At 45.9% G+C, this 22,381-nt stretch carries 26 protein-coding genes and 1 tRNA gene; 10 read left to right on the plus strand and 17 right to left on the minus strand.

The window, feature by feature from the left end; translation table 11 throughout:
- The 10 genes from ICN24_RS00005 to ICN24_RS00050 all read right to left on the minus strand — a co-directional run.
- Window positions 1–1,261 (minus strand): tetratricopeptide repeat protein (locus tag ICN24_RS00005; protein WP_216220509.1); only part of this gene is annotated, 1,261 nt, incomplete at its 3' end.
- 89 nt (window positions 1,262–1,350) lie between these two features.
- The gene (locus tag ICN24_RS00010) at window positions 1,351–1,863 is read right to left on the minus strand and encodes a pilin (RefSeq protein ID WP_216220510.1); all 513 of its coding nucleotides are present in this window, start codon (window positions 1,861–1,863) and stop codon (window positions 1,351–1,353) included.
- Window positions 1,864–1,985: 122 nt separating this feature from the next.
- Complete coding sequence (locus ICN24_RS00015) at window positions 1,986–2,690, minus strand: TerC family protein (protein ID WP_216220511.1); 705 nt, start codon at window positions 2,688–2,690, stop codon at window positions 1,986–1,988.
- Window positions 2,691–2,769: 79 nt separating this feature from the next.
- Window positions 2,770–3,663, minus strand: coding sequence for a succinate--CoA ligase subunit alpha (sucD, locus tag ICN24_RS00020; protein WP_216220512.1), 894 nt, complete (start codon window positions 3,661–3,663; stop codon window positions 2,770–2,772).
- A 15-nt stretch (window positions 3,664–3,678) separates the two neighbouring features.
- The gene (gene sucC, locus ICN24_RS00025; RefSeq protein WP_216220514.1) at window positions 3,679–4,848 is read right to left on the minus strand and encodes an ADP-forming succinate--CoA ligase subunit beta; all 1,170 of its coding nucleotides are present in this window, start codon (window positions 4,846–4,848) and stop codon (window positions 3,679–3,681) included.
- Window positions 4,849–5,036: 188 nt separating this feature from the next.
- Window positions 5,037–5,555: a recombination regulator RecX gene (gene recX / locus ICN24_RS00030; RefSeq protein WP_216220516.1), complete on the minus strand. Its 519-nt coding sequence runs from the start codon at window positions 5,553–5,555 to the stop codon at window positions 5,037–5,039.
- A gap of 4 nt (window positions 5,556–5,559) precedes the next feature.
- Window positions 5,560–6,651 (minus strand): recombinase RecA, encoded by a 1,092-nt coding sequence (gene recA / locus ICN24_RS00035; RefSeq protein WP_216220518.1) that lies wholly within the window; start codon window positions 6,649–6,651, stop codon window positions 5,560–5,562.
- A gap of 118 nt (window positions 6,652–6,769) precedes the next feature.
- Window positions 6,770–7,303 carry a DUF2878 domain-containing protein gene (locus ICN24_RS00040; protein ID WP_216220520.1) on the minus strand — a complete coding sequence of 178 codons (534 nt, stop codon included), beginning with the start codon at window positions 7,301–7,303 and terminating at the stop codon, window positions 6,770–6,772.
- 61 nt (window positions 7,304–7,364) lie between these two features.
- Window positions 7,365–7,441 (minus strand) — tRNA-Met (locus ICN24_RS00045).
- Window positions 7,442–7,518: 77 nt separating this feature from the next.
- Entirely contained in the window at window positions 7,519–7,944 is a 426-nt protein-coding gene (locus ICN24_RS00050; RefSeq protein ID WP_216220522.1) for a hypothetical protein, read from the minus strand.
- A 60-nt stretch (window positions 7,945–8,004) separates the two neighbouring features.
- On the opposite strand from ICN24_RS00050, the gene ICN24_RS00055 reads away from it, so the two are divergent.
- Both ICN24_RS00055 and ICN24_RS00060 read left to right on the plus strand, forming a co-directional pair.
- Entirely contained in the window at window positions 8,005–8,325 is a 321-nt protein-coding gene (locus ICN24_RS00055; protein ID WP_216220523.1) for a DUF6150 family protein, read from the plus strand.
- A gap of 17 nt (window positions 8,326–8,342) precedes the next feature.
- On the plus strand, window positions 8,343–8,954 hold the full coding sequence (locus ICN24_RS00060) for an MOSC domain-containing protein (RefSeq protein WP_216220525.1): 612 nt from the start codon (window positions 8,343–8,345) through the stop codon (window positions 8,952–8,954).
- Between the two features lie 53 nt (window positions 8,955–9,007).
- On the opposite strand, the gene ICN24_RS00065 is transcribed toward ICN24_RS00060, so the two are convergent.
- Window positions 9,008–10,678: an MFS transporter gene (locus ICN24_RS00065; RefSeq protein WP_216220527.1), complete on the minus strand. Its 1,671-nt coding sequence runs from the start codon at window positions 10,676–10,678 to the stop codon at window positions 9,008–9,010.
- A 225-nt stretch (window positions 10,679–10,903) separates the two neighbouring features.
- Window positions 10,904–11,533 carry a trimeric intracellular cation channel family protein gene (locus ICN24_RS00070; RefSeq protein WP_216220529.1) on the minus strand — a complete coding sequence of 210 codons (630 nt, stop codon included), beginning with the start codon at window positions 11,531–11,533 and terminating at the stop codon, window positions 10,904–10,906.
- Window positions 11,534–11,622: 89 nt separating this feature from the next.
- Between ICN24_RS00070 and maiA the strand changes: the two genes are divergently transcribed.
- Window positions 11,623–12,315, plus strand: coding sequence for a maleylacetoacetate isomerase (gene maiA / locus ICN24_RS00075; RefSeq protein WP_216220531.1), 693 nt, complete (start codon window positions 11,623–11,625; stop codon window positions 12,313–12,315).
- On the opposite strand, the gene ICN24_RS00080 is transcribed toward maiA, so the two are convergent.
- From ICN24_RS00080 to ICN24_RS00090, 3 genes are read right to left on the minus strand one after another with little or no spacing between them, the layout of a single operon-like run.
- Window positions 12,286–13,215 (minus strand): AEC family transporter, encoded by a 930-nt coding sequence (locus ICN24_RS00080; RefSeq protein ID WP_216220532.1) that lies wholly within the window; start codon window positions 13,213–13,215, stop codon window positions 12,286–12,288. The genes maiA and ICN24_RS00080 overlap by 30 nt on opposite strands.
- 20 nt (window positions 13,216–13,235) lie before the next feature.
- Window positions 13,236–13,760 carry a gamma carbonic anhydrase family protein gene (locus ICN24_RS00085; protein WP_216220535.1) on the minus strand — a complete coding sequence of 175 codons (525 nt, stop codon included), beginning with the start codon at window positions 13,758–13,760 and terminating at the stop codon, window positions 13,236–13,238.
- Between the two features lie 54 nt (window positions 13,761–13,814).
- Window positions 13,815–15,017 carry an ammonium transporter gene (locus ICN24_RS00090; protein ID WP_216222133.1) on the minus strand — a complete coding sequence of 401 codons (1,203 nt, stop codon included), beginning with the start codon at window positions 15,015–15,017 and terminating at the stop codon, window positions 13,815–13,817.
- A gap of 136 nt (window positions 15,018–15,153) precedes the next feature.
- Here ICN24_RS00090 and ICN24_RS00095 point away from each other — a divergent pair, with 136 nt between their 5' ends.
- Both ICN24_RS00095 and ICN24_RS00100 read left to right on the plus strand, forming a co-directional pair.
- Entirely contained in the window at window positions 15,154–15,522 is a 369-nt protein-coding gene (locus ICN24_RS00095) for a Rap1a/Tai family immunity protein (protein ID WP_216220536.1), read from the plus strand.
- A 47-nt stretch (window positions 15,523–15,569) separates the two neighbouring features.
- Window positions 15,570–15,857 carry a glycine zipper domain-containing protein gene (locus ICN24_RS00100; RefSeq protein WP_216220538.1) on the plus strand — a complete coding sequence of 96 codons (288 nt, stop codon included), beginning with the start codon at window positions 15,570–15,572 and terminating at the stop codon, window positions 15,855–15,857.
- 45 nt (window positions 15,858–15,902) lie between these two features.
- Here the strand turns inward: ICN24_RS00100 and ICN24_RS00105 are convergent, their stop codons facing one another.
- Window positions 15,903–16,292 (minus strand): OsmC family protein, encoded by a 390-nt coding sequence (locus ICN24_RS00105; protein WP_216220540.1) that lies wholly within the window; start codon window positions 16,290–16,292, stop codon window positions 15,903–15,905.
- Window positions 16,293–16,356: 64 nt separating this feature from the next.
- The gene (locus tag ICN24_RS00110) at window positions 16,357–16,746 is read right to left on the minus strand and encodes a rhodanese-like domain-containing protein (RefSeq protein ID WP_216220542.1); all 390 of its coding nucleotides are present in this window, start codon (window positions 16,744–16,746) and stop codon (window positions 16,357–16,359) included.
- A gap of 58 nt (window positions 16,747–16,804) precedes the next feature.
- Here ICN24_RS00110 and ICN24_RS00115 point away from each other — a divergent pair, with 58 nt between their 5' ends.
- The 5 genes from ICN24_RS00115 to lnt all read left to right on the plus strand — a co-directional run bounded on the left by ICN24_RS00115 (window position 16,805) and on the right by lnt (window position 22,367).
- Complete coding sequence (locus ICN24_RS00115; RefSeq protein WP_216220544.1) at window positions 16,805–18,067, plus strand: putative Na+/H+ antiporter; 1,263 nt, start codon at window positions 16,805–16,807, stop codon at window positions 18,065–18,067.
- 67 nt (window positions 18,068–18,134) lie between these two features.
- A complete protein-coding gene (gene miaB / locus ICN24_RS00120; protein WP_216220545.1) occupies window positions 18,135–19,481 on the plus strand; it encodes a tRNA (N6-isopentenyl adenosine(37)-C2)-methylthiotransferase MiaB in 1,347 nt (448 codons plus the stop codon).
- Window positions 19,471–19,953, plus strand: coding sequence for an rRNA maturation RNase YbeY (gene ybeY / locus ICN24_RS00125; RefSeq protein ID WP_216220547.1), 483 nt, complete (start codon window positions 19,471–19,473; stop codon window positions 19,951–19,953). The genes miaB and ybeY overlap by 11 nt, the downstream gene beginning before the upstream one ends.
- A gap of 33 nt (window positions 19,954–19,986) precedes the next feature.
- Window positions 19,987–20,826 carry an HlyC/CorC family transporter gene (locus ICN24_RS00130; protein WP_216220549.1) on the plus strand — a complete coding sequence of 280 codons (840 nt, stop codon included), beginning with the start codon at window positions 19,987–19,989 and terminating at the stop codon, window positions 20,824–20,826.
- An 8-nt stretch (window positions 20,827–20,834) separates the two neighbouring features.
- Window positions 20,835–22,367, plus strand: a complete 1,533-nt coding sequence (gene lnt, locus ICN24_RS00135; protein ID WP_216220551.1) for an apolipoprotein N-acyltransferase — start codon at window positions 20,835–20,837, stop codon at window positions 22,365–22,367.
- Window positions 22,368–22,381: the final 14 nt, after the last annotated feature.

Raw genomic sequence — 22,381 nt, forward strand, 5'->3', positions numbered from 1 at the left:
CACGACGATGGGTCTCAAAGAGCTGTGCAGTCAAAATGGCTACCGCATGATTATTCAGATCAGCAGAAAAGTACCCAATGCGGATTTTTGAAGCAGGCGCCCTCTTGGGGATGGGGCCTAAGCTCAAGTTGGCCGGGAACTTCTCCTGAGCATAAGTTTGGGCAGCCAACTGATGCAAGGCGGGGTCATCGGTGAGGGCGAGGACGAGGAAGGGTTCTGTAACTTTTTTCTTGGCTCGGATGTCGTCAGACAATATCGTATTCTTCTGCTCAAACCGATCCCAGAGGCACATTTTCATTTGAGTGTGAAGAGAGGCGCCCTTCATCCAGTCAATATGCACGCCAATATCATTGGCTTTCTGATAACTAGCTAAAGCGTCTGGATACTCTTTGAGATCATTGAACGCTACACCCTTATTAAACCAAGCCTGCGCATGTTTTGGGTTCAGGGATATCGCCTTGTCATAACAATCAATCGCATCCTGATATTGCATTAAGGCACTTAAAGAGGCGCCTTTATTTAACCAAATCTCAGCAGAAGTTGGCTCAATCTGCAGAGCATGGTTGTAGTGTTCTAGCGCCTCTGGATAGCGCTTTAAGGAATGCAGAGTATTGCCCTTATTCAACCAAGCCTCTACTAGATCAGGCTTGATACTTAAGGCCAAATCATATTGAGTAATTGCATCATCAAAACGTCTTACTCGTTTTAGTGCAGCACCGTAATCCACGATGCAATTCAGATAATTTGAATTGATGGATAGTGATTTTTCGAAATAGGCTAAGGACTCTTCTAGCTGGCCAAGCTCTACCAAGGCTTTAGCGTGGTTGTAGTAAGCCTCATAAAAGTCGGGCTTTAATGCCTCTGCTTGAGCATAGTGCAGGAGTGCTTCCTGATATTCACCAAGATCACTGAGGATATTTCCTGCATTAAACCAAGCCTGAAACATCCCAGGATTGATCGCCAATGCTTTTTTCATCACTACAATCGCCTCGGCATTCTGTCCCAAGGCATTGAGCGAAGAGCTCAAATTTGAGAGTGCAGAATCACTGTCTGGATTTAGCAAAAGAGCATGTCCATATTCTTCAATTGCTTCTAAATGCTTTGCTTGGCTAGCGAGAACTACGGCCAAAAGGTGTAATGCATCAAAGTGATTTGGCGCCAACTGAATGGCACTCTTTAGTAGCATTTCTGCCTGTGAATAATTGCCACCCTGAAATGCATGAAAGGCTTTGCCAAGGATTTCGTTTAGTTGGGTGGTCATGAAGTTGGCTGGCTCAGATTTCTTGACAGTTTACTAAACTATCAACATCGAACGACACTCATCTGAGCCAGTGAACCCATCTAAAAAGACTACTTAGTGATTCTGCATTCCGAAGGCAATAGTTGGGGGATAAGATTGGTCTCTACAGATCTACAAGACCAACCACCAGCCCAAGTTGAGGCCTCTGGTTTTGATAAATCAAGTGCTTTAGGAGAATTTGCATCAGGCTCATTCGTGGGCACGAGATGTAATGTATTTTTACCTTCAGGCGCCACACTGACCTGGTAATCAATCGCAATGGCACCAGAGGGTGTAATTTCAATTAACTTCACACTTCGGGTTGGCGTAAAGGTAAATGAGCCCTGGGTTGCTTCATCCATAGGAACCGTGCCCCGACTCGCAAAAGCCTCAGTAACCGCTAGCTTTGCACTGGATGATAAATTCATGCCCTCCACTACCCGGCTACGAGCGATGTAATCCTGATATTGCGGCACTGCTACTGCGACCAATATCCCAATGATGGCGACGACCACCATCACTTCGATTAGGGTGAAACCCGCTTCTGAATCTTGATCTTGCAATGCTTTACTTGAACGTTCCATATCTTTTAGCTCCCGAGGTGAAAATCTACTATCTTCCAGTCTATACCCGTTCAGCTCAAGGAAGTCAGCAACAAAAAAGCCGGCTATTGAAGCCGGCTGATTCTGATTGAGATGAATGAAATTTATGCCTCTTTAGCGGCATTCTTTTTCTTGAAATAGTTACCTAGCAAAATCACGACGGCCACGCCAACACCCTCGAAAATCATATGGGCATCAGACATCGCCTCCTGAATAGAGTCTTTAATTGCTGGATCTTCAACTAACATACCGCCAGCCAATAAGCCCAATAAGCCCGCTCCCAAAGTGATGATGATCGGAAAGCGATCCATCACCTTGAGCAACATAGTGCTGCCAAAAATAATCAATGGAATTGATAAGCCGAGGCCAATGATGAGCAAAACCAAGCGAGTTTCTTCTGGACCTTTTTGAGCTGCAGCTGCTACCGCGATCACATTATCTAAACTCATTACCAAATCTGCTACCAAAATCGTACGAATAGCGCCCCAAATATTGGAGTGGCCATCCATTTCTGCTTCATCATCGCTGTCAGCCAATAGCTGCACACCAATGTATACCAATAGAATGGCGCCAATAATTTTTAAGTACGGCAGTGATAGTAATTGGACTGCGGTAATGGTGAGTACCACACGCAAAATAATGGCTGCAGCACTTCCCCAGAAAATCGCCTTCTTTTGCTGACTAGGCGGCAGATTGCGTGACGCTAAAGCAATTACCACGGCGTTATCGCCGGATAACAAAATATTGGCAACGATGATGGAAAGTAATGCTGCCCAAAAAGTGGCGTCAGAAAATGCTGAAAAATCCATAAATTGTCTCCCTAATTTTTTATATTTTTAGTAGGTATATATTACAAAAAGGGCGCTGTTTTTGCAGCGCCCTTCTTTATTACAACATCGCTTTTAACAAAGCAGCCATTTCGGATGGGTTCTTCGTTACCTTGAAGCCACACTCTTCCATAACAGCAAGCTTGGCATCTGCAGTATCGGCACCACCAGAAATCAATGCGCCCGCGTGGCCCATACGTTTTCCAGGAGGCGCTGTCACACCAGCAATGAAGCCAACCACTGGCTTTTTCATATTCTCTTTGCACCAACGAGCAGCTTCTGCCTCGTCTGGTCCACCGATTTCACCAATCATGATCACAGCATCTGTTTCAGGATCTTCATTGAACATCTTCATGATGTCGATGTGCTTCAATCCATTGATTGGGTCACCGCCAATACCAACGGCAGTGGATTGACCTAAGCCAACAGCCGTCAATTGACCAACCGCTTCATAAGTCAAGGTACCAGAACGACTAACAACGCCGATGCGGCCTTTCTTATGAATATGGCCTGGCATGATGCCAATCTTGAGTTCGTCCGGAGTGATGATGCCTGGGCAGTTTGGGCCAAGCAATAAAGTCTTTTTGCCACCCTTCGCTTCTTTAGCCTTCATCTTATTGCGCACTTCAAGCATGTCGCGCACTGGAATGCCTTCAGTAATACAGATCACGAAATCCAAATCAGCCTCAACCGCTTCCCAAATTGCAGCAGCTGCACCTGGAGGCGGAACATAAATAACTGAAGTAGTTGCGCCAGTTTGCTGAGCAGCTTCTTTAACAGTTCCATAAATAGGAATATTAAAAATAGACTCGCCAGCTTTTTTAGGATTTACACCAGCAACGAAACAATTCTTGCCGTTTGCATATTCCTGGCATTTTTCAGTATGGAACTGACCGGTCTTACCAGTAATACCTTGTGTAATAACTTTGGTGTTTTTATTGATCAAAATAGACATATTGAAATTCCTGGATTATTTGTTTTTGGCAACAGCAGCAACTACCTTGGTAGCTGCTTCAGCCATTGAATCGGCACTAATGATTGGCAAACCAGAGTCTGCAAGAATCTTCTTGCCCAACTCTTCGTTTGTACCTTTCATGCGCACAACCAAAGGTACTGTGAGGTTGACTGCTTTACATGCAGTAACAACACCATCAGCAATCACATCGCAACGCATAATGCCGCCGAAGATATTGACCAAAATCGCTTCAACGCTCTTGTTCTTGAGCATGATCTTGAAAGCTTCGGTTACTTTTTCAGCTGTAGCACCACCACCAACGTCCAAGAAGTTTGCTGGCTCACCACCGAACAACTTAATCGTGTCCATCGTAGCCATTGCCAAGCCTGCGCCGTTTACTAAGCAACCAATGTTGCCATCTAAAGAGATGTAAGCAAGGTCAAATTTAGAAGCTTCGATCTCCGCAGCATCTTCTTCATCGATATCGCGATAAGCAACGATTTCTGGATGACGGAACAATGCGTTTGGATCAAAGTTGAACTTGGCGTCCAAAGCCTTGATCTTGCCATTGCCTTCAAGAATCAATGGGTTGATTTCAACCAATGAAGCATCGGTATCCCAGTAAGTCTTGTACAAATTCTTAAATACATCACGTGCCATTGGAATGGAAGCTTCTGGAACGCCAATACCTTTAGCAACGATGTCACAGTCAGCATCTGTTAAACCAATCAATGGATCAACAAAAACTTTGATAATTTTTTCTGGATGCGATTCAGCCACTTCCTCAATATCCATACCGCCTTCGCTAGAAGCCATGATCACATTCTTTTGTGTCGCGCGGTCTGTAACGATGCTGAAGTAGTACTCTTTTTTGATATCTGCGCCGTCTTCAATTAAGAGACGATTTACTTTTTGACCTTCTGGTCCTGTTTGGTGAGTCTTGAGCTGCATGCCCAAAATTTCTGAAGCATATTTCTTCACTTCATCCATGCTTCTTGCTAATTTAACGCCGCCGCCCTTGCCGCGACCACCAGCGTGAATCTGCGCCTTTACAACCCATACTGGGCCACCAAGCTTTTCAGCAGCTTTAACTGCCTCATCAACACTAAATGCAGGAATGCCATTAGGAACAGGCACATTAAATTGGCGAAGAAGTTCTTTGCCCTGGTACTCGTGAATTTTCATAATTACTCCGAAACGGTATCTTTTTTAGCAAGCGATGAGGATTAGTAAAACCGATTTCGCCTGAATCTCATACTTACCCTGGATATAGCTAAATTAGCTAAATTTGAATAAATGCGAACGGCTTGACCGACTCCCTAAGTCTATCATGCTGCAATGCCGCAAATTGCGTTTCTAGATCCGTAATTGCCCTAATCCGGGGTCTGGCCACCGATGATCTTGGCCACCACATCCGAGCTAAATCCCTTTGAAGCCAAGAAGCGATATTGCCGCGCACGCTCCTTCTGATCCTGGGCCTTTGCACCATATTTTCGAGACCAAAGCTCATAGGCACGCTGAAATTCTGTCTCTTTTAGTTGTCCAAGCAGCTGAGATGACTGCTTCGAATCAATGCCCGCCCGCTCTAACTCATCGGCAATTTTTCGGACTCCATAACGCTCGCTACGCCTGCGCACGAGGGCTTCGGCAAAACGCTCGTTGGACAGCCAGCCCCGCGCCTCGAAATCATCCAAAACAGCTTCAATATTCAAAGCGCTTGTCTGGGGGGTCTGCTCATTTTGCTCAGCCCCAAGTTTTGCCCAGCGTGCTTCTGATTCGGCGAGCTTTGCAGCCAAACCCTTGCGACTGTATTCGCGCAAGGATAAAAGACGCAAAGCCCGAGCTTTGAGACTCGGGCTTTGTTTGGGTTTTTTACTACCTAATTCTGACATCGAATTATTCGACTTCCTCTTCCTCGCTCAGGACATCAGTCACCACAGCAGAGCCGACTTTCACACCCAGCTTCTCGCGGATTTTTGCTTCGATATCTTTTGCAATCTCTGGATTCTCTTTTAAGAATTCACGCACATTATCTTTACCTTGACCAATGCGATCGCCGTTGTAGCTATACCAAGAGCCTGATTTTTCAACGATATCGGCTTCAACACCCATATCAATGATTTCACCTTCTCTTGAAATTCCGGCGCCATACATAATGTCAAAAATCGCTTCACGGAATGGTGGAGAAACCTTGTTCTTAACAACCTTCACGCGGGTTTCGTTACCAACAACCTCATCACCTTTTTTGATGCTGCCAATACGACGAATGTCTAAACGCATAGAGGCATAAAACTTCAATGCATTACCACCAGTGGTGGTTTCTGGTGAGCCAAACATCACACCAATCTTCATTCGAATTTGGTTAATAAAGATCACAGTTGTATTGGTGCGCTTAATTGCACCAGTCAACTTACGCAGAGCCTGACTCATCAAGCGGGCTTGTAAGCCTGGCAATGAATCGCCCATATCGCCTTCGATCTCAGCCTTAGGTACCAATGCTGCAACAGAGTCAATCACGATTAAATCGATCGAACCAGAGCGCACCAAGGCATCGGCGATTTCCAATGCTTGCTCACCGGTATCTGGTTGAGAGATCAATAGATTATTAACATCCACACCAAGACGGGAAGCGTATTGAACATCTAATGCGTGCTCAGCATCGATAAAGGCACAAGTACCACCAAGCTTTTGCATTTCAGCAATCGCATGCAAAGTTAAAGTGGTTTTACCGGATGACTCTGGGCCGTAAATCTCAATGACGCGACCACGTGCAAGACCACCAACTCCCAAGGCAATATCGAGGCCTAGGGAACCGCTGGATACCACCTGAATATCTTGACTAATTTCAGCATCACCCAATCGCATGATTGAACCCTTACCAAATTGCTTCTCAATTTGGGCTAGCGCTGCTGTAAGTGCTTTTTGCTTGTCTCCGCTCATCCCCTCAAATTCTGAAGAGGCTGATTTTCTTTTATCATCCAAGGCCATTTTTTGTTCCTTTTTCGCTTTTATTGGGCTTTTTCCCGAAGTTTTTTCTACTATTCGACAACTTAGGAGTTACTGTATATAAAAACAGTATTCTTTGCAAGCGACTTTTTCAAGGAATTTACGGATTTTTTACTAAGCCACCTTCGACAGGGGCGCCATCCCAATAGAAAAAGAGGGGAATAGCGATGGCCCAAACAAGCCCGATAAGGATCATTCCGATGGTCTGATTGCCAGTACCCCAGCTACCAGCCCCCATTCGCATACCCGCCTCATAAGACAGGGGACCGCAAATCCCACCTAAAAGCGCTGCCAAAACAGGTTTGCCGCGCAGCCAAGACAAAGAACCATTAATAGTGGTGGCAACCAATACCCAAAGCACCCACATCCATGCCGGAGATAAGTAGGGTGTAGGCCAAGAGTCCTCAAAACCCAAATACCCCAAATGCATGACTAAGCTATCGGTCACGATCCCATATATGAGGGCCCTACCCAAGAGGCGCATCGACACCTTAGGCTCATCCAACTGCCAAATATGAAAGGCGATATAAGCCAGCGTCGCGAGAACAGCCCAAAGCACCTGCTGATGTGCGGCGCCCAAGACACAAGCAAACCAACCAAGCTGGAAAAAGACAAAGTTCCAAAATTTAGCCATCTTGATATACCCAGCGAACCTAAGAAAAAGGCCACTGCCGGTGGGCAATGGCCTTTGGATTTGGTGGCGAATCAGGGATTTGAACCCCGGACCTGCGGATTATGATTCCGTCGCTCTAACCAGCTGAGCTAATTCGCCGAACTCGCTATTGTAAATGATCAGGCTTCATCTGTCTAAACGACGGGGGTAAAGGGCCTAAAACCCTCGATTAACCCTTATTTAATCTGAAATACGCTGACCGCCTCTTCGCGCCCATAGAGGACGTTAAATTCCACTTTTTTAGCCAAAAAGAGTTTTTTAAGAACCTCGTCCTTATTTTCAAAAATAATGGCAGTTTGCTCCGGATAGTGAGAAAAAGGGTCGCTCGTCACATCAATGACTGCGCCATCAATCTTCATTTGCTTAATAGAGCGCTTGTAGAGCCTATCCGGACGAATAAAAATGAGCCGCTTTACATACTTGTCCAATACGAGCTTTTGCCCCTGCTCGTTGGTCTTGTAGTAGTAGACCAACTCCTCTTTGCCATTAGCAGTCATATCACGCTCCTCATCCCACTTGGCGTAGATCGTTTGACTCATCATGCCCGCAAGCAAGATGAGGGCCAAACGGCTAATCACAAAATGCCTCTTTTGAAACTTCATGGGTTGATCATATCAGCCGAGTGAACACACTCAAAGCAGAAGGCGTACCATTTCACCACCATGAGTCGATTTCTTTTGCACTCCCTCAAGTGGATGCTGTTGAGTATCCTTTTCCACGCCCCTGTTTTTGGTGCGCAAATTTTTATCACCAATTACCCTTCCGAGGCAAATGCCAAAGTGTTTGTCACCAAATACCCATCTGAAGCCAATTGCATTGTGTATGAGACCCAATACTCCAGCGATAACGACCCAGGCGTATGGTTTTACACAAAATACAAAGGTGATGCGCGCGCAGTCATTTATTACACCCAATACAAATCAGATGCCGATCTCATTGTGTATTTCACCAAATACAAGAGTGATGCTCGCTGTCGCTATTAACCAAACTCAAGGTCCCCATGAGGCTACTCTCTATTTGCAGCGGTAAAGTTGCACCCCTATTTGGCAATCATCATCCCAACTACAAATCGGTAGCCTCAGCGATACGAAAATCGAGTATTAGCTCCTTACTAGATGCACAGCTTGTTGAAATCAGTGCGCTCGGCATTCAAGGAGATGAGCAGGCGGACCTGAGTGTGCATGGTGGAATTGACAAAGCAATCTATGTATATCCAGCGGAGCACTACCCTTTCTGGAATGCGCTACTCACCCGAGAAACCAAAAGAGCTGTGGAGTTGCAGCATGGAGCTATTGGCGAAAACTTCACGATCGAAGGCTTATTAGAAGCCGATGTCTTTGTTGGCGATAAGCTATTAATTGGTGAGCTCGAGTTTGCTGTTGTCAAACTGCGTGAACCTTGCTTCAAATTCAATGCCGCTCTTGGCTATCAGGGTGCCAGTAAGGCAATGTTGCAATCTGGGTTTAGCGGATGGTACTTACGGGTTCTCAAAACTGGAGTACTGAGCGCCGGCGCTCAAATTACGCTTATCCCAGGCCCTAGAGAAATCTCCATTGCACAGCAAAATCTCAAGCTCTTAAACAATCGCAATCAAAAAGATTTATGGGAATAAAAAAACCCGACCATTTCTGATCGGGTTTCTGATTTGCTGCAGACTAAAAATACTTAGTCGCGGGCATAGATATCTACGTCTTTGGTTTCACGTACAAACAATGTACCGATTACCAATGTCATTGCAGCAATGATGATTGGATACCAGAGGCCATAGTAAATATTGCCGTTTTGCGCAACCAAGGCAAAGGAGATTGTTGGCAATAAACCGCCGAACCAACCGTTACCGATATGGTATGGCAAGGACATCGATGTGTAACGAATGCGGGTTGGGAACATCTCAACCAACATCGCTGCAATCGGACCATAAACCATGGTGACTAAAAGTACGAGGTAAACCAAGAGGAGCAATACAGCGACATAGTTAATCTGTGCTGGATCTGCTTTAACTGGGTAACCTTCTTTAGTCAGAGCTTCACGAATGGCTTTCTTGAACTCAGCATCCTTCGCTTTTGCTTCTGCTGGGTCTAAGCCCTTAGAAGAGTAGCCTTGGATTTCGATATCGCCAATTTTCACAACCGCTGTAGAACCAGCTGGACCAGGAATCGTGCTATAGCTAGCAGAATTAGAGGCCATCACTTGCTTTGCAATGTCGCAAGAGCTAGTGAACTTGGCTGTACCAGTTGGGTTGAACTGGAATGTACATTCATTCACATCAGCAGTAATAGTCGCTGGCGCAGTAGCCATCGCTTTTTCCAACGCTGGGTTAGCGAAGTGGGTCAAAGCGTTGAACACGGATACGGGAGTGTTCGGGATGTAAGTAATTACAGCCAATAACAAGCCGCCCATGATGATGACCTTACGGCCAATCTTATCTGACAAGCTACCAAATACTACGAAGAATGGTGTACCGATTACCAATGAAGCGGCAATCAATAAGTTTGCTGTCTTCGCATCTACCTTCAACACCTGGGTGAGGTAGAACAAAGCATAGAACTGACCTGTGTACCAAACCACCGCTTGACCCGCAACCAGACCAAACAATGCCAAGATCACAATCTTCAAGTTCTTCCATTGACCGAAAGACTCAGACAAAGGTGCTTTTGACAACTTGCCTTCTTCTTTCATCTTCTTAAAAGCAGGTGATTCATTCATGGATAAACGAATCCAAACAGAAATCGCCAACAATGCAATAGAAACGATGAAAGGAACGCGCCAACCCCAAACATCAAAGTCTGGGCCAGTGAATTCACGTGTGAACAAAATCACGAGCAAGGAGAGGAACAAGCCTAATGTTGCAGTAGTTTGAATCCAAGCTGTGTATGCACCACGACGACCATGCGGAGCGTGTTCTGCAACATAGGTAGCAGCACCACCGTACTCACCGCCCAAAGCCAAACCTTGCAGCATACGCAATGCGATCAAGATTACTGGAGCGGCAACGCCGATCGTTGCATAGTTAGGCAAAATACCCACGATGAAGGTTGCGCCACCCATTAGGAGGATGGTGACCAAGAAGGTATATTTTCGACCAATCAAGTCACCAAGGCGACCAAACACCAACGCGCCGAATGGACGCACGATGAAACCGGCAGCAAACGCTAACAGAGCAAAAATGAAGGCAGAGCCTGCATCTAGACCTGAGAAGAATTGCTTAGCAATAATTGCGGCAAGTGAACCGTAAAGATAAAAGTCGTACCACTCAAAAACCGTTCCCAAAGAGGAAGCAAAAATCACTTTGCGTTCTTCGGCGGTCATTGGGGCTGCTTTAGTTGATGTTGACATCAGTAGCTCCTAACTATTTTTATTGAAATAAATTACAACGAGCTGATTATGCTGCGAAAGATTTCAAAGAAATCCACTACTTAGGGTAATTCCCCATCAAATAGAGTGAGGGTTTTCCCACAAAAAATATGAGTGCGCTGCAATTACGCAACAAGAACTAGCTCTAGGTCTAATAAAAAACAAAATAACCATGAAACTAGAATGGGAAATTAGTAGGCTAATTGTTTAGCGAGTTTTGGTAATCAATATTTTGGGTACACGTAGGTCCCAGTAAATTGCAGCCGCACGCAAACCAAAAATGCCCAACATGCAAAGTGCCGAGCCCTCGAGAGCGTATTGCGGCAAGAAATTTAAAATCAACACGTAAGCACAGCAGCCCAAGGTAACCGGAATGGCATACAACTCATGCGACATGATGAGTGTTTTTCTGCCAGCCAAAATATCCCGAATCAAGCCGCCGCCAATTGCGGTAATGACGCCCAAAATGACTGGCGCCACTGGCAAACCAAAATCCATGCTCCAAGCTTTATCAGCACCCTGAATCCCAAAAAGGGCCGCACCAAAGCCATCAATGTAGAGCATCCAGCGATAGATCTGCGGCTGTGTAAAAAATGATTCCGCAACAAATGTCAGAATGCTTGCCCCCAATGCAAGCCAAACATATATTTGATTCTCAGACCAAAATACCGGCGCCTCCAAAATAATGTCGCGAATGGTTCCACCCCCAATCGCAGTAATTAAGCCAAGTACGAGAACGCCAAAAATATCTACGCCACGATCAGCAATAGCCAATACTCCAGTGACAGCAAATGCCATCGTTGCAATAACGCCAATCCAAAATTGAGTTTGTTCCATAGTTAGCAGTCTAAAACACTTTAATTTTCGTAGGCGTGATGATCTTGTGATCAATATACTAAGAGCAATCTATTTATTGAAATCCGCACATGACTTCACAGCCTAAACCCCAGCTCTATAGTTTCTGGCGCAGCTCTGCAGCCTTTCGCGTCAGAATTGCTCTCAATCTCAAGGGCATGGACTATGAAGTGCTTCCAGTACATTTAAATAAAAATGGTGGCGATCAACACTCTGAGTCATATGGCAGTAAAAATCCTAATCGCTTGGTGCCTTTATTGGATGATGGCAAAAACCACCTGCATCAATCTCTTGCCATCATTGAATACCTTGAGGAGTTACAAGCAACACCACCTCTACTCCCTAAATCTTTAATCGATCGGGCTTGGGTACGTTCTCTCGCTTTTGATATCGCCAGCGATATTCACCCTATTGATAATTTGCGTGTCTTACGTTACCTCGTCAAACAATTGGGCGTAAGCGCCCAAGCGAAAGATACCTGGTATCAACACTGGATTACCGTTGGGCTTGCTAGTCTTGAAAAACGCTTGAGCACGGATAAGCGGGTTGGGCGTTTTGTGTATGGTGATGAGCCAGGTCTTGCAGATATCTGCTTAGTGCCCCAGTTGTTTAATGCATTGAGCGCCAAAATCGATGTCAGCACATACCCTACGCTCATTCGCATCTTGAACGAATGCATGAAATTACCAGCTTTTATTGATGCCTCTTGGGAAAAGCAAATCGACGCCGAGGGATCAAACCCCGTTATTCCACCACAGGAATAAAGACAGAGTTAGCAAAGAACAAACGGTAGTAATCAATACCACGCGTGAAATGATGCTGCCATCCGCTTTGTAATATTGCGCCAACATAAAAGGGCCTGTACCCGTTGGCAGCGCACTCAGAATCACAATCGCATGCGTCCACAGTTTAGGCAATTCCAAAATCGGATCCGCAATCAGCCATGCGATCGCTGGTTGAATAACGAGTTTTGCAAAACCAATTCCCCACGCTTGACTAGGGGCAGTGTCCCGTTTTTGCATCAGGAATAATCCAATCGATACCAATGCACAAGGGATAGCGGCTGCAGCTAAAAATTGAATGACTTGTGCCAGAGGTCCATAGATCTGATAGCCAGTTACAGACCATAGCAAGCCTAGCGTGGGTGCAATCAATAGCGGGTTACTACACAAGGACCTGATCACACTCCAAACTATTTGATGTGTTTTCTGATGTGAGGCCGCACCAATTTCTATAAAAATCGTTGCAATCGCAAACATGCCAATCACAATAAAGGTAGAAATAATGGCTGGCGCCAACCCCTCCGGTCCAAGTGCAAGTACGCAAAGGGGGATACCCATATATCCGGTATTCGAATAGGAGGCACTCAGGCCATTAAAGCTAGCAGCCGCTAAGTCTTGATCACGCCACCAACTCAAACCCAGAACCAATGCAAAGACAATGATGCAACTTAAAAAGAAGGCGGCAATAAAACCGGGTTGCCAGAGTGTTTGCCAACCCGCATTCGCAGCAAAATTAAAAAGCTGGGCGGGCAGAGCCAACCAGACTACAAATCGATTAATTTCTACTGAAGCGCTTTCGCCCAATTTACCGGCGCGCCCACAGACATACCCAATCAGGATGAGAGCAAATACAGGCAGTACTACATTAAATACGTAGAGCAAGTGATTTTTATTTAAGTGAATTAAGTGATCTTTTTAAGCGTCTTGATGTAGCGCTGCGCATTATTGACATAGCGCCCTGCAATCTCACCAATCCCAGCAATTTGCTCTGGACTCAGTGTTTTTACTGCTTTAGCAGGAGAGCCAATAATCATAGAGCCGTCAGGAAACTCTTTGCCTTCGGTCACCAATGCACCAGCACCAACCAAGCAATGCTTTCCAATTTTGGCGCCATTTAATACTACCGCTCCAATACCAATCAAGCTGCCATCACCGATATGACATCCATGCAGCATCACTTGATGACCCACAGTCACATTTTTACCAATGATGAGTTCGTAACCTGGATCAGTATGCAAAACAGAGGCGTCTTGCACATTACTACCTTCGCCAATCTGAATGAGATCGTTATCGCCACGGATAACCACCTTTGGCCAAATATTGGCATTTTTGTGTAGCGCGACTTTGCCGATGACTTCGGCACTCTCAGCAACCCAAGCGCCCTCAGCCAATTGCGGGGCAATTCCGTCTAGTTCAAATATAGCCATGACTCATTATAGGTAGGAATCATGGCTATAGGTCAGCTGCCGTTTTTGATGCGCTTACCAGTTCGGTTCGCGATCCGGAGTTGAAGAAATGCGATGCACGCTCAAGTCAGCACCTTCGTATTCTTCCTCTTGAGACATGCGGATACCTAAGACTGTTTTTAGAGTGCCATAGACCACAAAGCCGCCCACGAGCGCGATACCAACACCTAGAGCACTGCCAATCAATTGACCGGTAAATGTCACGCCACCAATGCCGCCAAATAATTTAGTACCAAAAATACCGGCTGCTAATCCACCCCATAAACCGCAGAGTCCATGCAAAGGCCACACACCTAACACGTCATCAATCTTCCAACGGTTTTGCACTAAGGTAAACATATATACAAACAGAGCGCCAGCAACTAAGCCCACAAATAACGCTCCCATCGGGTGCATCAAATCCGATCCGGCGCATACCGCAACCAGGCCTGCAAGGGGGCCGTTGTAGGTAAAGCCAGGATCATTGCGACCAATGACCCAAGCTGCCAATGTGCCTCCGACCATCGCCATCAGGGAATTTAATGCGACCAAACCGCTAATCTTGTCGATAGTCTGTGCGCTCATGACGTTAAATCCAAACCAACCAACCGCGAGAATCCACGCGCCCAAAGCCAAGAAAGGAATGCTTGATGGCGGGTGTGCGGAAATTTGCCCTTCTTTGGTGTAACGCCCACGACGCGCCCCCAAGAGAATGACTGCCGGCAAAGCAATCCACCCGCCCACGGCATGCACTACAACTGAGCCAGCGAAGTCATGGAACTCCTCGCCAGTCAATCCTTTAATCCATGCCTGAATTCCATAATGCTGATTCCATGCAATGCCCTCAAAAAAGGGATACACAAAACCTACCAATACAAAGGTAGCAATGAGTTGAGGATTAAATTTGGCACGCTCAGCAATACCGCCCGAAATAATCGCTGGAATAGCTGCGGCAAAAGTGAGCAGGAAAAAGAACTTCACCAACTCATAGCCATTTTTTTCAGCGAGCAATTCAGCGCCGGAGAAAAAGTTCACGCCATACGCAATGCTGTATCCAATAAAGAAATACGCGATGGTTGACACTGCAAAGTCCACCAGGATTTTTACCAAGGCATTGACTTGGTTTTTCTTGCGAACGGTACCCAGCTCTAAGAATGCAAAACCTGCGTGCATCGCCAAGACCATGATGGCACCAAGCAAAATAAATAAAGCATCACTTCCGGATTTCAAAATTTCCATCTCAAGTTCCCCCTTCTTTTTTTGCATCATTATGGGGAATTAAAAACCTAATTCGGTGCACATTGCACTAAATTAGTGCATTAAATGCTTGAATTTATGGTTTATGATGGATTTACATACACTTAAGGGAGAACCCATGAAGAAAGTCCTCGTAGCTTTAGCCACTCTTGCAGCATTCTCAGGCATTGCTCAAGCCCAACAAAATGCCAGCGTAAAAGTACTCAGCACTCAAGAGCTCGTGAACGCCTGCAAGTTACCAGCAAGCCCAGAATCCCGTAGTTTCTGCGTTGGTTACTCCACTGCTATTTATGACACTTACCTGGCAACTCGCCATCCTCAACGTGCAAAACCATTTATTTGCGTTAAGCAACCCGCTCCATCACGCGATGAAGTAATTGCTGATTTCGTAAAATTTGGACAAGATGTTCCGCAACTTGCCAATCAACCAGCATCTGGTGTTTTCTTAGGCTTTTTGGCTTCACGCTTCCCTTGCGCCAAGAAGTAATCCAAACAAGCTAATCAATTACACATTTATTTAAAGGATCTGTTGATATGAAAAAAATTATCGCGATTACAGCTGCTACTCTCGCAATTGCAGGTTGTTCTAATATGAGCAACACTGAGCAACGCACTCTCTCTGGCGCAGGTATTGGCGCTGCTGCTGGTGCAGTTGGCACAGCAATTTTCCACGGCAACCCGATTTGGGGTGCGGTTGGTGGCGCAGCAGTTGGCGCAGCATCTGGATATGTTTATGATGCCTACAAAAAAGAACAGGCATCTGAATACAACTCTGGTTACAACGCTGGCAAAAATAACAAGCCTGCAAACGCACCGAACTAATTTAGTACTCTACTCGTAGTACTGCATTACCCAGCCCAGCTTGGATTAATTTACAAGCTGGGTTTTTATTTGGATGTCGCCTGATAAAGCCTTATGGATCGGACATTTGTTGGCAATCTCTATAAGGCGCTCTTTTTCTTCTGAGCTTAGTTTGCCTTCGAGCTGAATGGTGCGCGTAAAAATTTCTACATCGTTTGCGCGCTCAATATCCACCTTCACAATGGCATTGTCCAAATTGAGCGACTTACGACCAGCATACATTTTTAAGGTCATGCTAGTACAGGCCGCCAATGCGGCTCCTAAGAATTCATGTGGAGTGGGGCCAGTCTCTGCCCCTCCATTGCTAACGTAGGCGTCCGATAATAAATGCAGATCGCCAATCGTTAACTTTTGCTGCAAAGCCCCAACACCAAACTGAGAAACAACTGTTTTCATTTTTCTATCCATTCTAAAAATATTGATCTAGCTAAATTCATTACTAAGCGAATGCTATACGCATTCATTTTTTTACAATCGGCAAACCGGCATTTTTCCATGCAGTAAACCCACCCTCAAGGTGGCAAACATGGGGAACACCCATCTTTTGCAATGTAGCCGTGGCCAAGGCTGATCGCCATGCGGAAGCACAATACAAAAGCAAACGCTTACCCTCGCCAAATACGGGTTTGAAATACGGACTTTCGGGATCTACCCAAAACTCCAACATACCTCGCGGCGCATGAAACGCGCCAGCAATCATGCCCTCGCGCTCTAACTCGCGCACATCACGGATATCGACCCACTGAACATTCGGATCAGACAACAGTAGCTGCGCCTCGCCAAGCGGAATGGTTTCAATATGCGCCATTGCATCGGCAATGAGGGCTTGATATCCAATCTTTAATTTCACCAAAATCTCCTAAATCAACATTGCTTTTAATGACTCTTTGACCTGCTACCATTCTGTTATGAACTTTACCCCTACAGAACTTGGCGCAAGTATTATTTTTGCAATTGCAGTGTTACATACCTTCTGTACAGGGTATTTTGAATCGCTGGCTAGAAAAAATCCAAGACATGCGGGTTTATGGCATCTATTGGGCGAGGTTGAGATTGTCTTTGGGTTTTGGGCAGCCATACTGATTATTTATATTTCTCTCACTGACAATCTGAGTACAGCAAAAGATTTTCTCAATCATCGCAACTTTACTGAACCCCTATTCGTATTCGCCATCATGATCGTGGCGGGTAGTAAGCCTATTTTGTATTTTTCCACTCAACTCCTACATGCGCTTGCCAAAGGCCTGCAGTATGTATTGCGTACCGGCAGCGCACCGACGCTCTACTTTTTAACCCTGGGTATTACTCCCTTACTTGGCTCATTGATTACAGAGCCTGCTGCGATGACCTTAGCAGCATTTTTGTTGCGTGACTTGGTATATCGCCATCGCCCATCCTCATTAGTTCTGTTTGGCACTCTGGGAGTATTGTTTGTCAATATCTCCATTGGCGGGACCCTTACAAACTTTGCGGCTCCACCGGTATTAATGGTTGCTTCTACTTGGGAGTGGAGCTCTGCATTTATGTTCTCCAACTTTGGACTTGAATCTTGTATTGCCATCTTCATCAACGCATTAGTAGCAACACTACTATTTAAAAATCAATTACTGGAGCCCAGCAAGACCAATAAAGAGGTTCGCATACCCGCCGCTGTGATTGCGATGCATTTGCTGTTCTTATTCGGCGTGGTGTTTTTTGCGCACGATCCAATCATCTTTATGTGGCTTCTTTTATTCTTCATTGGCTACACCACCGCATACCCCAAACATCAAAGCCCACTTATTCTGAAGGAGGCCTTATTAGTTGGCTTCTTCTTGGCTGGCTTGGTAGTCCTTGGCGCGCTGCAAGGGTGGTGGTTACAGCCCATACTGCAAATGATGAGTCCAACCGCTGTGTTTTATGGCAGTCTGGCGCTCACAGCCATTACCGACAACGCCGCTTTAACGTATTTAGGCTCACTAGTGACAGGCACTTCACTGGAATTTAAATTGGCTTTAGTGGGTGGTGCAGTTGCAGGTGGCGGGCTTACTGTCATTGCCAATGCACCTAACCCAGCGGGTATTGCGATTTTGAGACCCTACTTTCCAGGCAATGCGGTCTCCGCAATCTATCTATTTATTGCAGCTGTTCCGCCCACATTGATAGCGATTGCTGCCTATAGACTGATATAAGGCTTGCTAAAACGTTCTAGCAGTAAAATCTGAGCTTCGCCCCCAGCTATAAACCTGAGAACGGCATATGAAAAAGCTCTATATCAAAACCTTTGGCTGTCAAATGAACGAGTATGACTCGGGCAAGATGGCAGACCTCCTCCATGCCGATGAGGGCATGGTCATGACTGACACCCCTGAAGATGCAGATGTTGTTTTACTCAACACCTGCTCTATTCGTGAAAAAGCCGAGGACAAAGTCTTTTCTGATTTGGGTCGCTTGCGTGAGCTGAAAAAAACCAAGCCGGATCTCCTGATTGGCGTTGGTGGCTGCGTGGCCAGCCAAGAAGGTCAACAAATTGTCAGTCGCGCACCTTATGTCGATGTTGTATTTGGCCCCCAAACTTTGCATCGCTTAAGTGATCTCATTGCAAAGCGTCGCCAGACGGGTATCTCGCAGGTCGATATCTCCTTTCCAGAAATCGAAAAATTTGATCATCTCCCAGCATCGCGCCAAACCCGCGGATCCGCTTATGTCTCCATCATGGAAGGCTGCTCAAAATATTGCAGTTATTGTGTTGTGCCCTACACCCGTGGCGAGGAAGTATCCCGACCTTTTGATGATGTTCTAACCGAAGTAGCTAGTCTTGCCAGTAAAGGTGTTCAAGAAATCGTATTGCTCGGACAAAATGTGAATGCCTACTTAGGTAAGATGGGTGATACAGAAGAGATTGCTGACTTTGCTTTACTGATTGAATATATTGCCGAGATTCCGGGCGTGGAACGCATTCGCTTTACTACCAGCCATCCAAAAGAATTTACACAACGTTTGATCGATGTGTATGCCAAGGTACCAAAGCTGGTAAGCCACCTTCACCTGCCCGTGCAGCACGGCTCTGACGCCATGCTATCGGCCATGAAGCGCGGCTATACCGCACTTGAGTACAAAAGCATTATTCGCAAAATGCGGGCCGTTCGACCAGATCTCACCTTATCGAGCGATTTCATCGTCGGCTTTCCCGGCGAAACAGATGCAGACTTTGAGAAATTATTAAAAATGGTGCGAGAGCTAGAGTTTGATAACAGCTTTTGCTTTATCTTTAGTCCGCGCCCAGGCACACCTGCCGCCAATTTGACTGACGATACGCCCTATGAAGTCAAACTCAAGCGCCTGCAGACCTTGCTGGGAGTGATTGAAGAGCAAGCCAATCAAATCAGTCAAAAGATGCTGGGTAATACTGAGAAAGTATTGATCGAGGGACTTGCAAAAGATGGGGTGAACTTGCAAGGTCGTGCTGAAAACAATCGCGTTGTGCACTTCACGCCACCCAATCAAGACCTTGATTCACTAATTGGTCAGATGGCAGACATTCGCATCACTGAAGTTCTTAATTACACCCTAAGAGGTGAGCTGGTAAATCGTCATGCAAATTAAATCGAAACTTGGCAGTGCCAAACTGGCTATCGATATTCAATACGCCAGCCCAGCAATTGAGGCGACGCTCTCCACAGCAGCCTCATCTGCCTTAATGAAAAAGTGGCTTAAGGCTAGCATTAACTCTAGCGGATTAATCACCCTGCGTTTTGTGAATGCCGCAGAAGGAAAAAAATTAAACCTCGCTTTTCGCAAGAAAAATTACGCTACCAATGTTTTGACCTTTCCCTACGAGCAGGACAAATATCATGTCGTTGCGGATATTATTTTTTGCCTACCGATTCTGCAAAAAGAGGCAAAAGCGCAAGGCAAGTCCTTAAAAGCGCATTTAGCTCATCTCGTCGTTCATGGCTGCCTACATGCTCAGGGCTACGATCATGAAGTAGATAAAGAGGCAAAGAAAATGGAAGCGCTAGAAATTAGCCTCTTGAAAAAACTAGGCTTTACTAACCCCTACCTCCCTACAAACTGAGCCCCTGACATATTTCTACGCTATTCTTGCAACATGCCTGACCCCAATAAATCTCTTTTAGATCGTTTAGCTGAATTTTTATCACCTCAGCCAACGAGCCCCGCCGAACGCCGCCAAGAACTCATCGATACCCTGCGCGAAGCCCAGTCTGAAGGCTTAATTGATGCTGATGCGCTGTCGATGATTGAAGGCGTCTTTCAGGTAGGTCAACTTTGCGCTCGTGATATTTTGGTGCCACGTGCTCAGATCGATTGGATTGATATCACCCTTCCGCTTGCGGAAATTGTGAAGACTGTGATTGAGGCGGCTCACTCTCGTTTTCCTGTATTTGAAGGTACGCGCGATAACGTCATCGGAATTCTATTAGCAAAAGACTTGTTGCGTCATTCCACCGAAAAGGATTTTCAAGTCCGAGATTGGCTGCGGCCAGCCGTATTTATTCCTGAATCAAAACGCTTGAGTGTTCTGTTGCGCGACTTTAAAGATAATCGCAATCACCTTGCGGTAGTGGTCGACGAATACAGCGGCATAGCCGGGATCATCACGATTGAAGATGTCCTTGAGCAAATTGTTGGCGACATCGAAGATGAGCATGATATTGACGAAGAAGCAGATAACATCATCTCTCTGGACAACGGTGATGTTCGCGTCAAAGGTATTACCGAGCTCGATCAATTCAATGAAGCCTTAGGTACGCAGTTCGCAATAGATGATATTGAAACCGTTGCCGGCTTAGTCATTCAACACTTGGGGCGTGTGCCCAAGATGGGTGAATTGATTGAAATCGACGGCATTGAATTTGAGGTGCAACGAGCTGACCCACGGCAAGTTCACATTTTGCTTGCGCGGCAAATACCCAAAAAATCCGACTAAGGATCCCCTTGGTCAAAAAGCCTCCCTTCTCATCGGAAAAGCGTCAACGTGCATTAGCACTCTCGGGATTATTGATCTTAGGTGCGTTGCTTGCTGGTGTAACTGAATTGCCTTATGGTGGCTGGATTCAGATTCCGATTCTGAGTCTGATCTGGTGGCATCTAGATCGCACAACAACCCACACTTGCAAAAGTTATTTTCAATCGGGTTTGATTTTTGGCCTTGGCTATTTTGTGATTGGGTTGTGGTGGCTCTACATTAGCCTGCATGATGTTGGCGGCATGAATAGCATTCTTTCTTGCGCGGCCGTATTTCTACTATCCACCTATATGGCACTGTATTTCTCGATAGCCACAATGGCCATTCCGTATTTCAAAAAAAGTGTGGTGACGGGATTGCTCTTAGCTGCTAGCTGGGTAGCTATGGAATTTCTGCGCGGCTATCTCTTTACTGGCTTCCCTTGGATGGGCTTAGCAGAAGGTCAAATCAATGGTCCGTTCGCAGCTCTTGCTCCCTTATTGGGTGGTCTAGCCTGCACCTTTTTGACCATTTGGATTTCCTGGGAGCTCTTACAGCTATCCAAGCGTCCCATTGTCAGCGCAAGCCTTGTCATCGGCAGCATTCTGATTGCACAGCTGGCAGGATTACTACACTTTACCCAAGCACTTGGACAACCTATTACTGTTCGTATCATCCAAGGAAACTTTGAGCAGAGTCTCAAATTCAATCCTTCTGCGATTGCCAAACAGATTGATTTTTATGCTACTGAAATTACTAAGGCACCGGCCGAGCTCATTGTCATTCCTGAAACTGCCTTCCCTTGGCCACAAAGTAATCTTCCTGCAGGCCTCATCAATTACCTGCAAAGTTTTGTCAATGCGAGCGCTAGCAATGTCTTACTTGGTGTAATCGGTGAAGCTGCCAACCAGCGCAATATTCAATACACTAATCGAGCTCTAGGCCTTTCTCCTAAAGGCTCTACTTACCAGTACGATAAATCCCACTTAGTGCCATTTGGTGAATTTATTCCACCGGGTTTTCATTGGTTCGTGAATGCCTTTCAAGTTCCGCTCAGTGATTTTGCGCGCGGCGATACCGCTCAAACACCATTCAAAATTGATCTTCAAGATCAAACCTCTATTTACGCAGCGATCACGATTTGCTACGAGGATGTCTTTGGCGGAGAATTGGCTGCACGCATTAGAGATAGCAAACCAGAAGTCAATCTACTGATCAATATGACTAATCTCGCCTGGTTTGGGCAATCGCAAGCGCCTTCCCAACAGTTGCGCCTCTCGCAACTTCGCTCATTGGAAACTGGCCTACCTGCCTTACGCGCAACCAATACCGGCATTACCGCAGTGCTTGGCCCGGACGGCAAGGTACTGCAATCCCTCCCTGAGTTCACCCAGGCTACCCTGAGCACCCAAGTACAGGCGTATTCCGGAAAAACGCCTTATGTGATCTGGGGCAATTTCCCTATTTTGAGTATTTCTTGCTTACTCTTGATCTGGGGCCTGATTCGCCGCAGACGTTTTTAGTCATTTTTTGACTC

This window comes from Polynucleobacter sp. UK-Kesae-W10 (assembly GCF_018881575.1).
Lineage (GTDB): Bacteria > Pseudomonadota > Gammaproteobacteria > Burkholderiales > Burkholderiaceae > Polynucleobacter.

Excerpts from the sequence above, each read along its gene's own strand:
- ICN24_RS00010 (WP_216220510.1), bottom strand. The coding sequence starts at position 1,863 with ATGGAACGTTCAAGTAAAGCATTGCAAGATCAAGATTCAGAAGCGGGT.
- ICN24_RS00015 (WP_216220511.1), bottom strand. The coding sequence starts at position 2,690 with ATGGATTTTTCAGCATTTTCTGACGCCACTTTTTGGGCAGCATTACTT.
- sucD (WP_216220512.1), bottom strand. The coding sequence starts at position 3,663 with ATGTCTATTTTGATCAATAAAAACACCAAAGTTATTACACAAGGTATT.
- sucC (WP_216220514.1), bottom strand. The coding sequence starts at position 4,848 with ATGAAAATTCACGAGTACCAGGGCAAAGAACTTCTTCGCCAATTTAAT.
- recX (WP_216220516.1), bottom strand. The coding sequence starts at position 5,555 with ATGTCAGAATTAGGTAGTAAAAAACCCAAACAAAGCCCGAGTCTCAAA.
- recA (WP_216220518.1), bottom strand. The coding sequence starts at position 6,651 with ATGGCCTTGGATGATAAAAGAAAATCAGCCTCTTCAGAATTTGAGGGG.
- ICN24_RS00040 (WP_216220520.1), bottom strand. The coding sequence starts at position 7,303 with ATGGCTAAATTTTGGAACTTTGTCTTTTTCCAGCTTGGTTGGTTTGCT.
- ICN24_RS00050 (WP_216220522.1), bottom strand. The coding sequence starts at position 7,944 with ATGAAGTTTCAAAAGAGGCATTTTGTGATTAGCCGTTTGGCCCTCATC.
- ICN24_RS00055 (WP_216220523.1), top strand. The coding sequence starts at position 8,005 with ATGAGTCGATTTCTTTTGCACTCCCTCAAGTGGATGCTGTTGAGTATC.
- ICN24_RS00060 (WP_216220525.1), top strand. The coding sequence starts at position 8,343 with ATGAGGCTACTCTCTATTTGCAGCGGTAAAGTTGCACCCCTATTTGGC.
- ICN24_RS00065 (WP_216220527.1), bottom strand. The coding sequence starts at position 10,678 with ATGTCAACATCAACTAAAGCAGCCCCAATGACCGCCGAAGAACGCAAA.
- ICN24_RS00070 (WP_216220529.1), bottom strand. The coding sequence starts at position 11,533 with ATGGAACAAACTCAATTTTGGATTGGCGTTATTGCAACGATGGCATTT.
- maiA (WP_216220531.1), top strand. The coding sequence starts at position 11,623 with ATGACTTCACAGCCTAAACCCCAGCTCTATAGTTTCTGGCGCAGCTCT.
- ICN24_RS00085 (WP_216220535.1), bottom strand. The coding sequence starts at position 13,760 with ATGGCTATATTTGAACTAGACGGAATTGCCCCGCAATTGGCTGAGGGC.
- ICN24_RS00090 (WP_216222133.1), bottom strand. The coding sequence starts at position 15,017 with ATGGAAATTTTGAAATCCGGAAGTGATGCTTTATTTATTTTGCTTGGT.
- ICN24_RS00095 (WP_216220536.1), top strand. The coding sequence starts at position 15,154 with ATGAAGAAAGTCCTCGTAGCTTTAGCCACTCTTGCAGCATTCTCAGGC.
- ICN24_RS00100 (WP_216220538.1), top strand. The coding sequence starts at position 15,570 with ATGAAAAAAATTATCGCGATTACAGCTGCTACTCTCGCAATTGCAGGT.
- ICN24_RS00105 (WP_216220540.1), bottom strand. The coding sequence starts at position 16,292 with ATGAAAACAGTTGTTTCTCAGTTTGGTGTTGGGGCTTTGCAGCAAAAG.
- ICN24_RS00115 (WP_216220544.1), top strand. The coding sequence starts at position 16,805 with ATGAACTTTACCCCTACAGAACTTGGCGCAAGTATTATTTTTGCAATT.
- miaB (WP_216220545.1), top strand. The coding sequence starts at position 18,135 with ATGAAAAAGCTCTATATCAAAACCTTTGGCTGTCAAATGAACGAGTAT.
- ybeY (WP_216220547.1), top strand. The coding sequence starts at position 19,471 with ATGCAAATTAAATCGAAACTTGGCAGTGCCAAACTGGCTATCGATATT.
- ICN24_RS00130 (WP_216220549.1), top strand. The coding sequence starts at position 19,987 with ATGCCTGACCCCAATAAATCTCTTTTAGATCGTTTAGCTGAATTTTTA.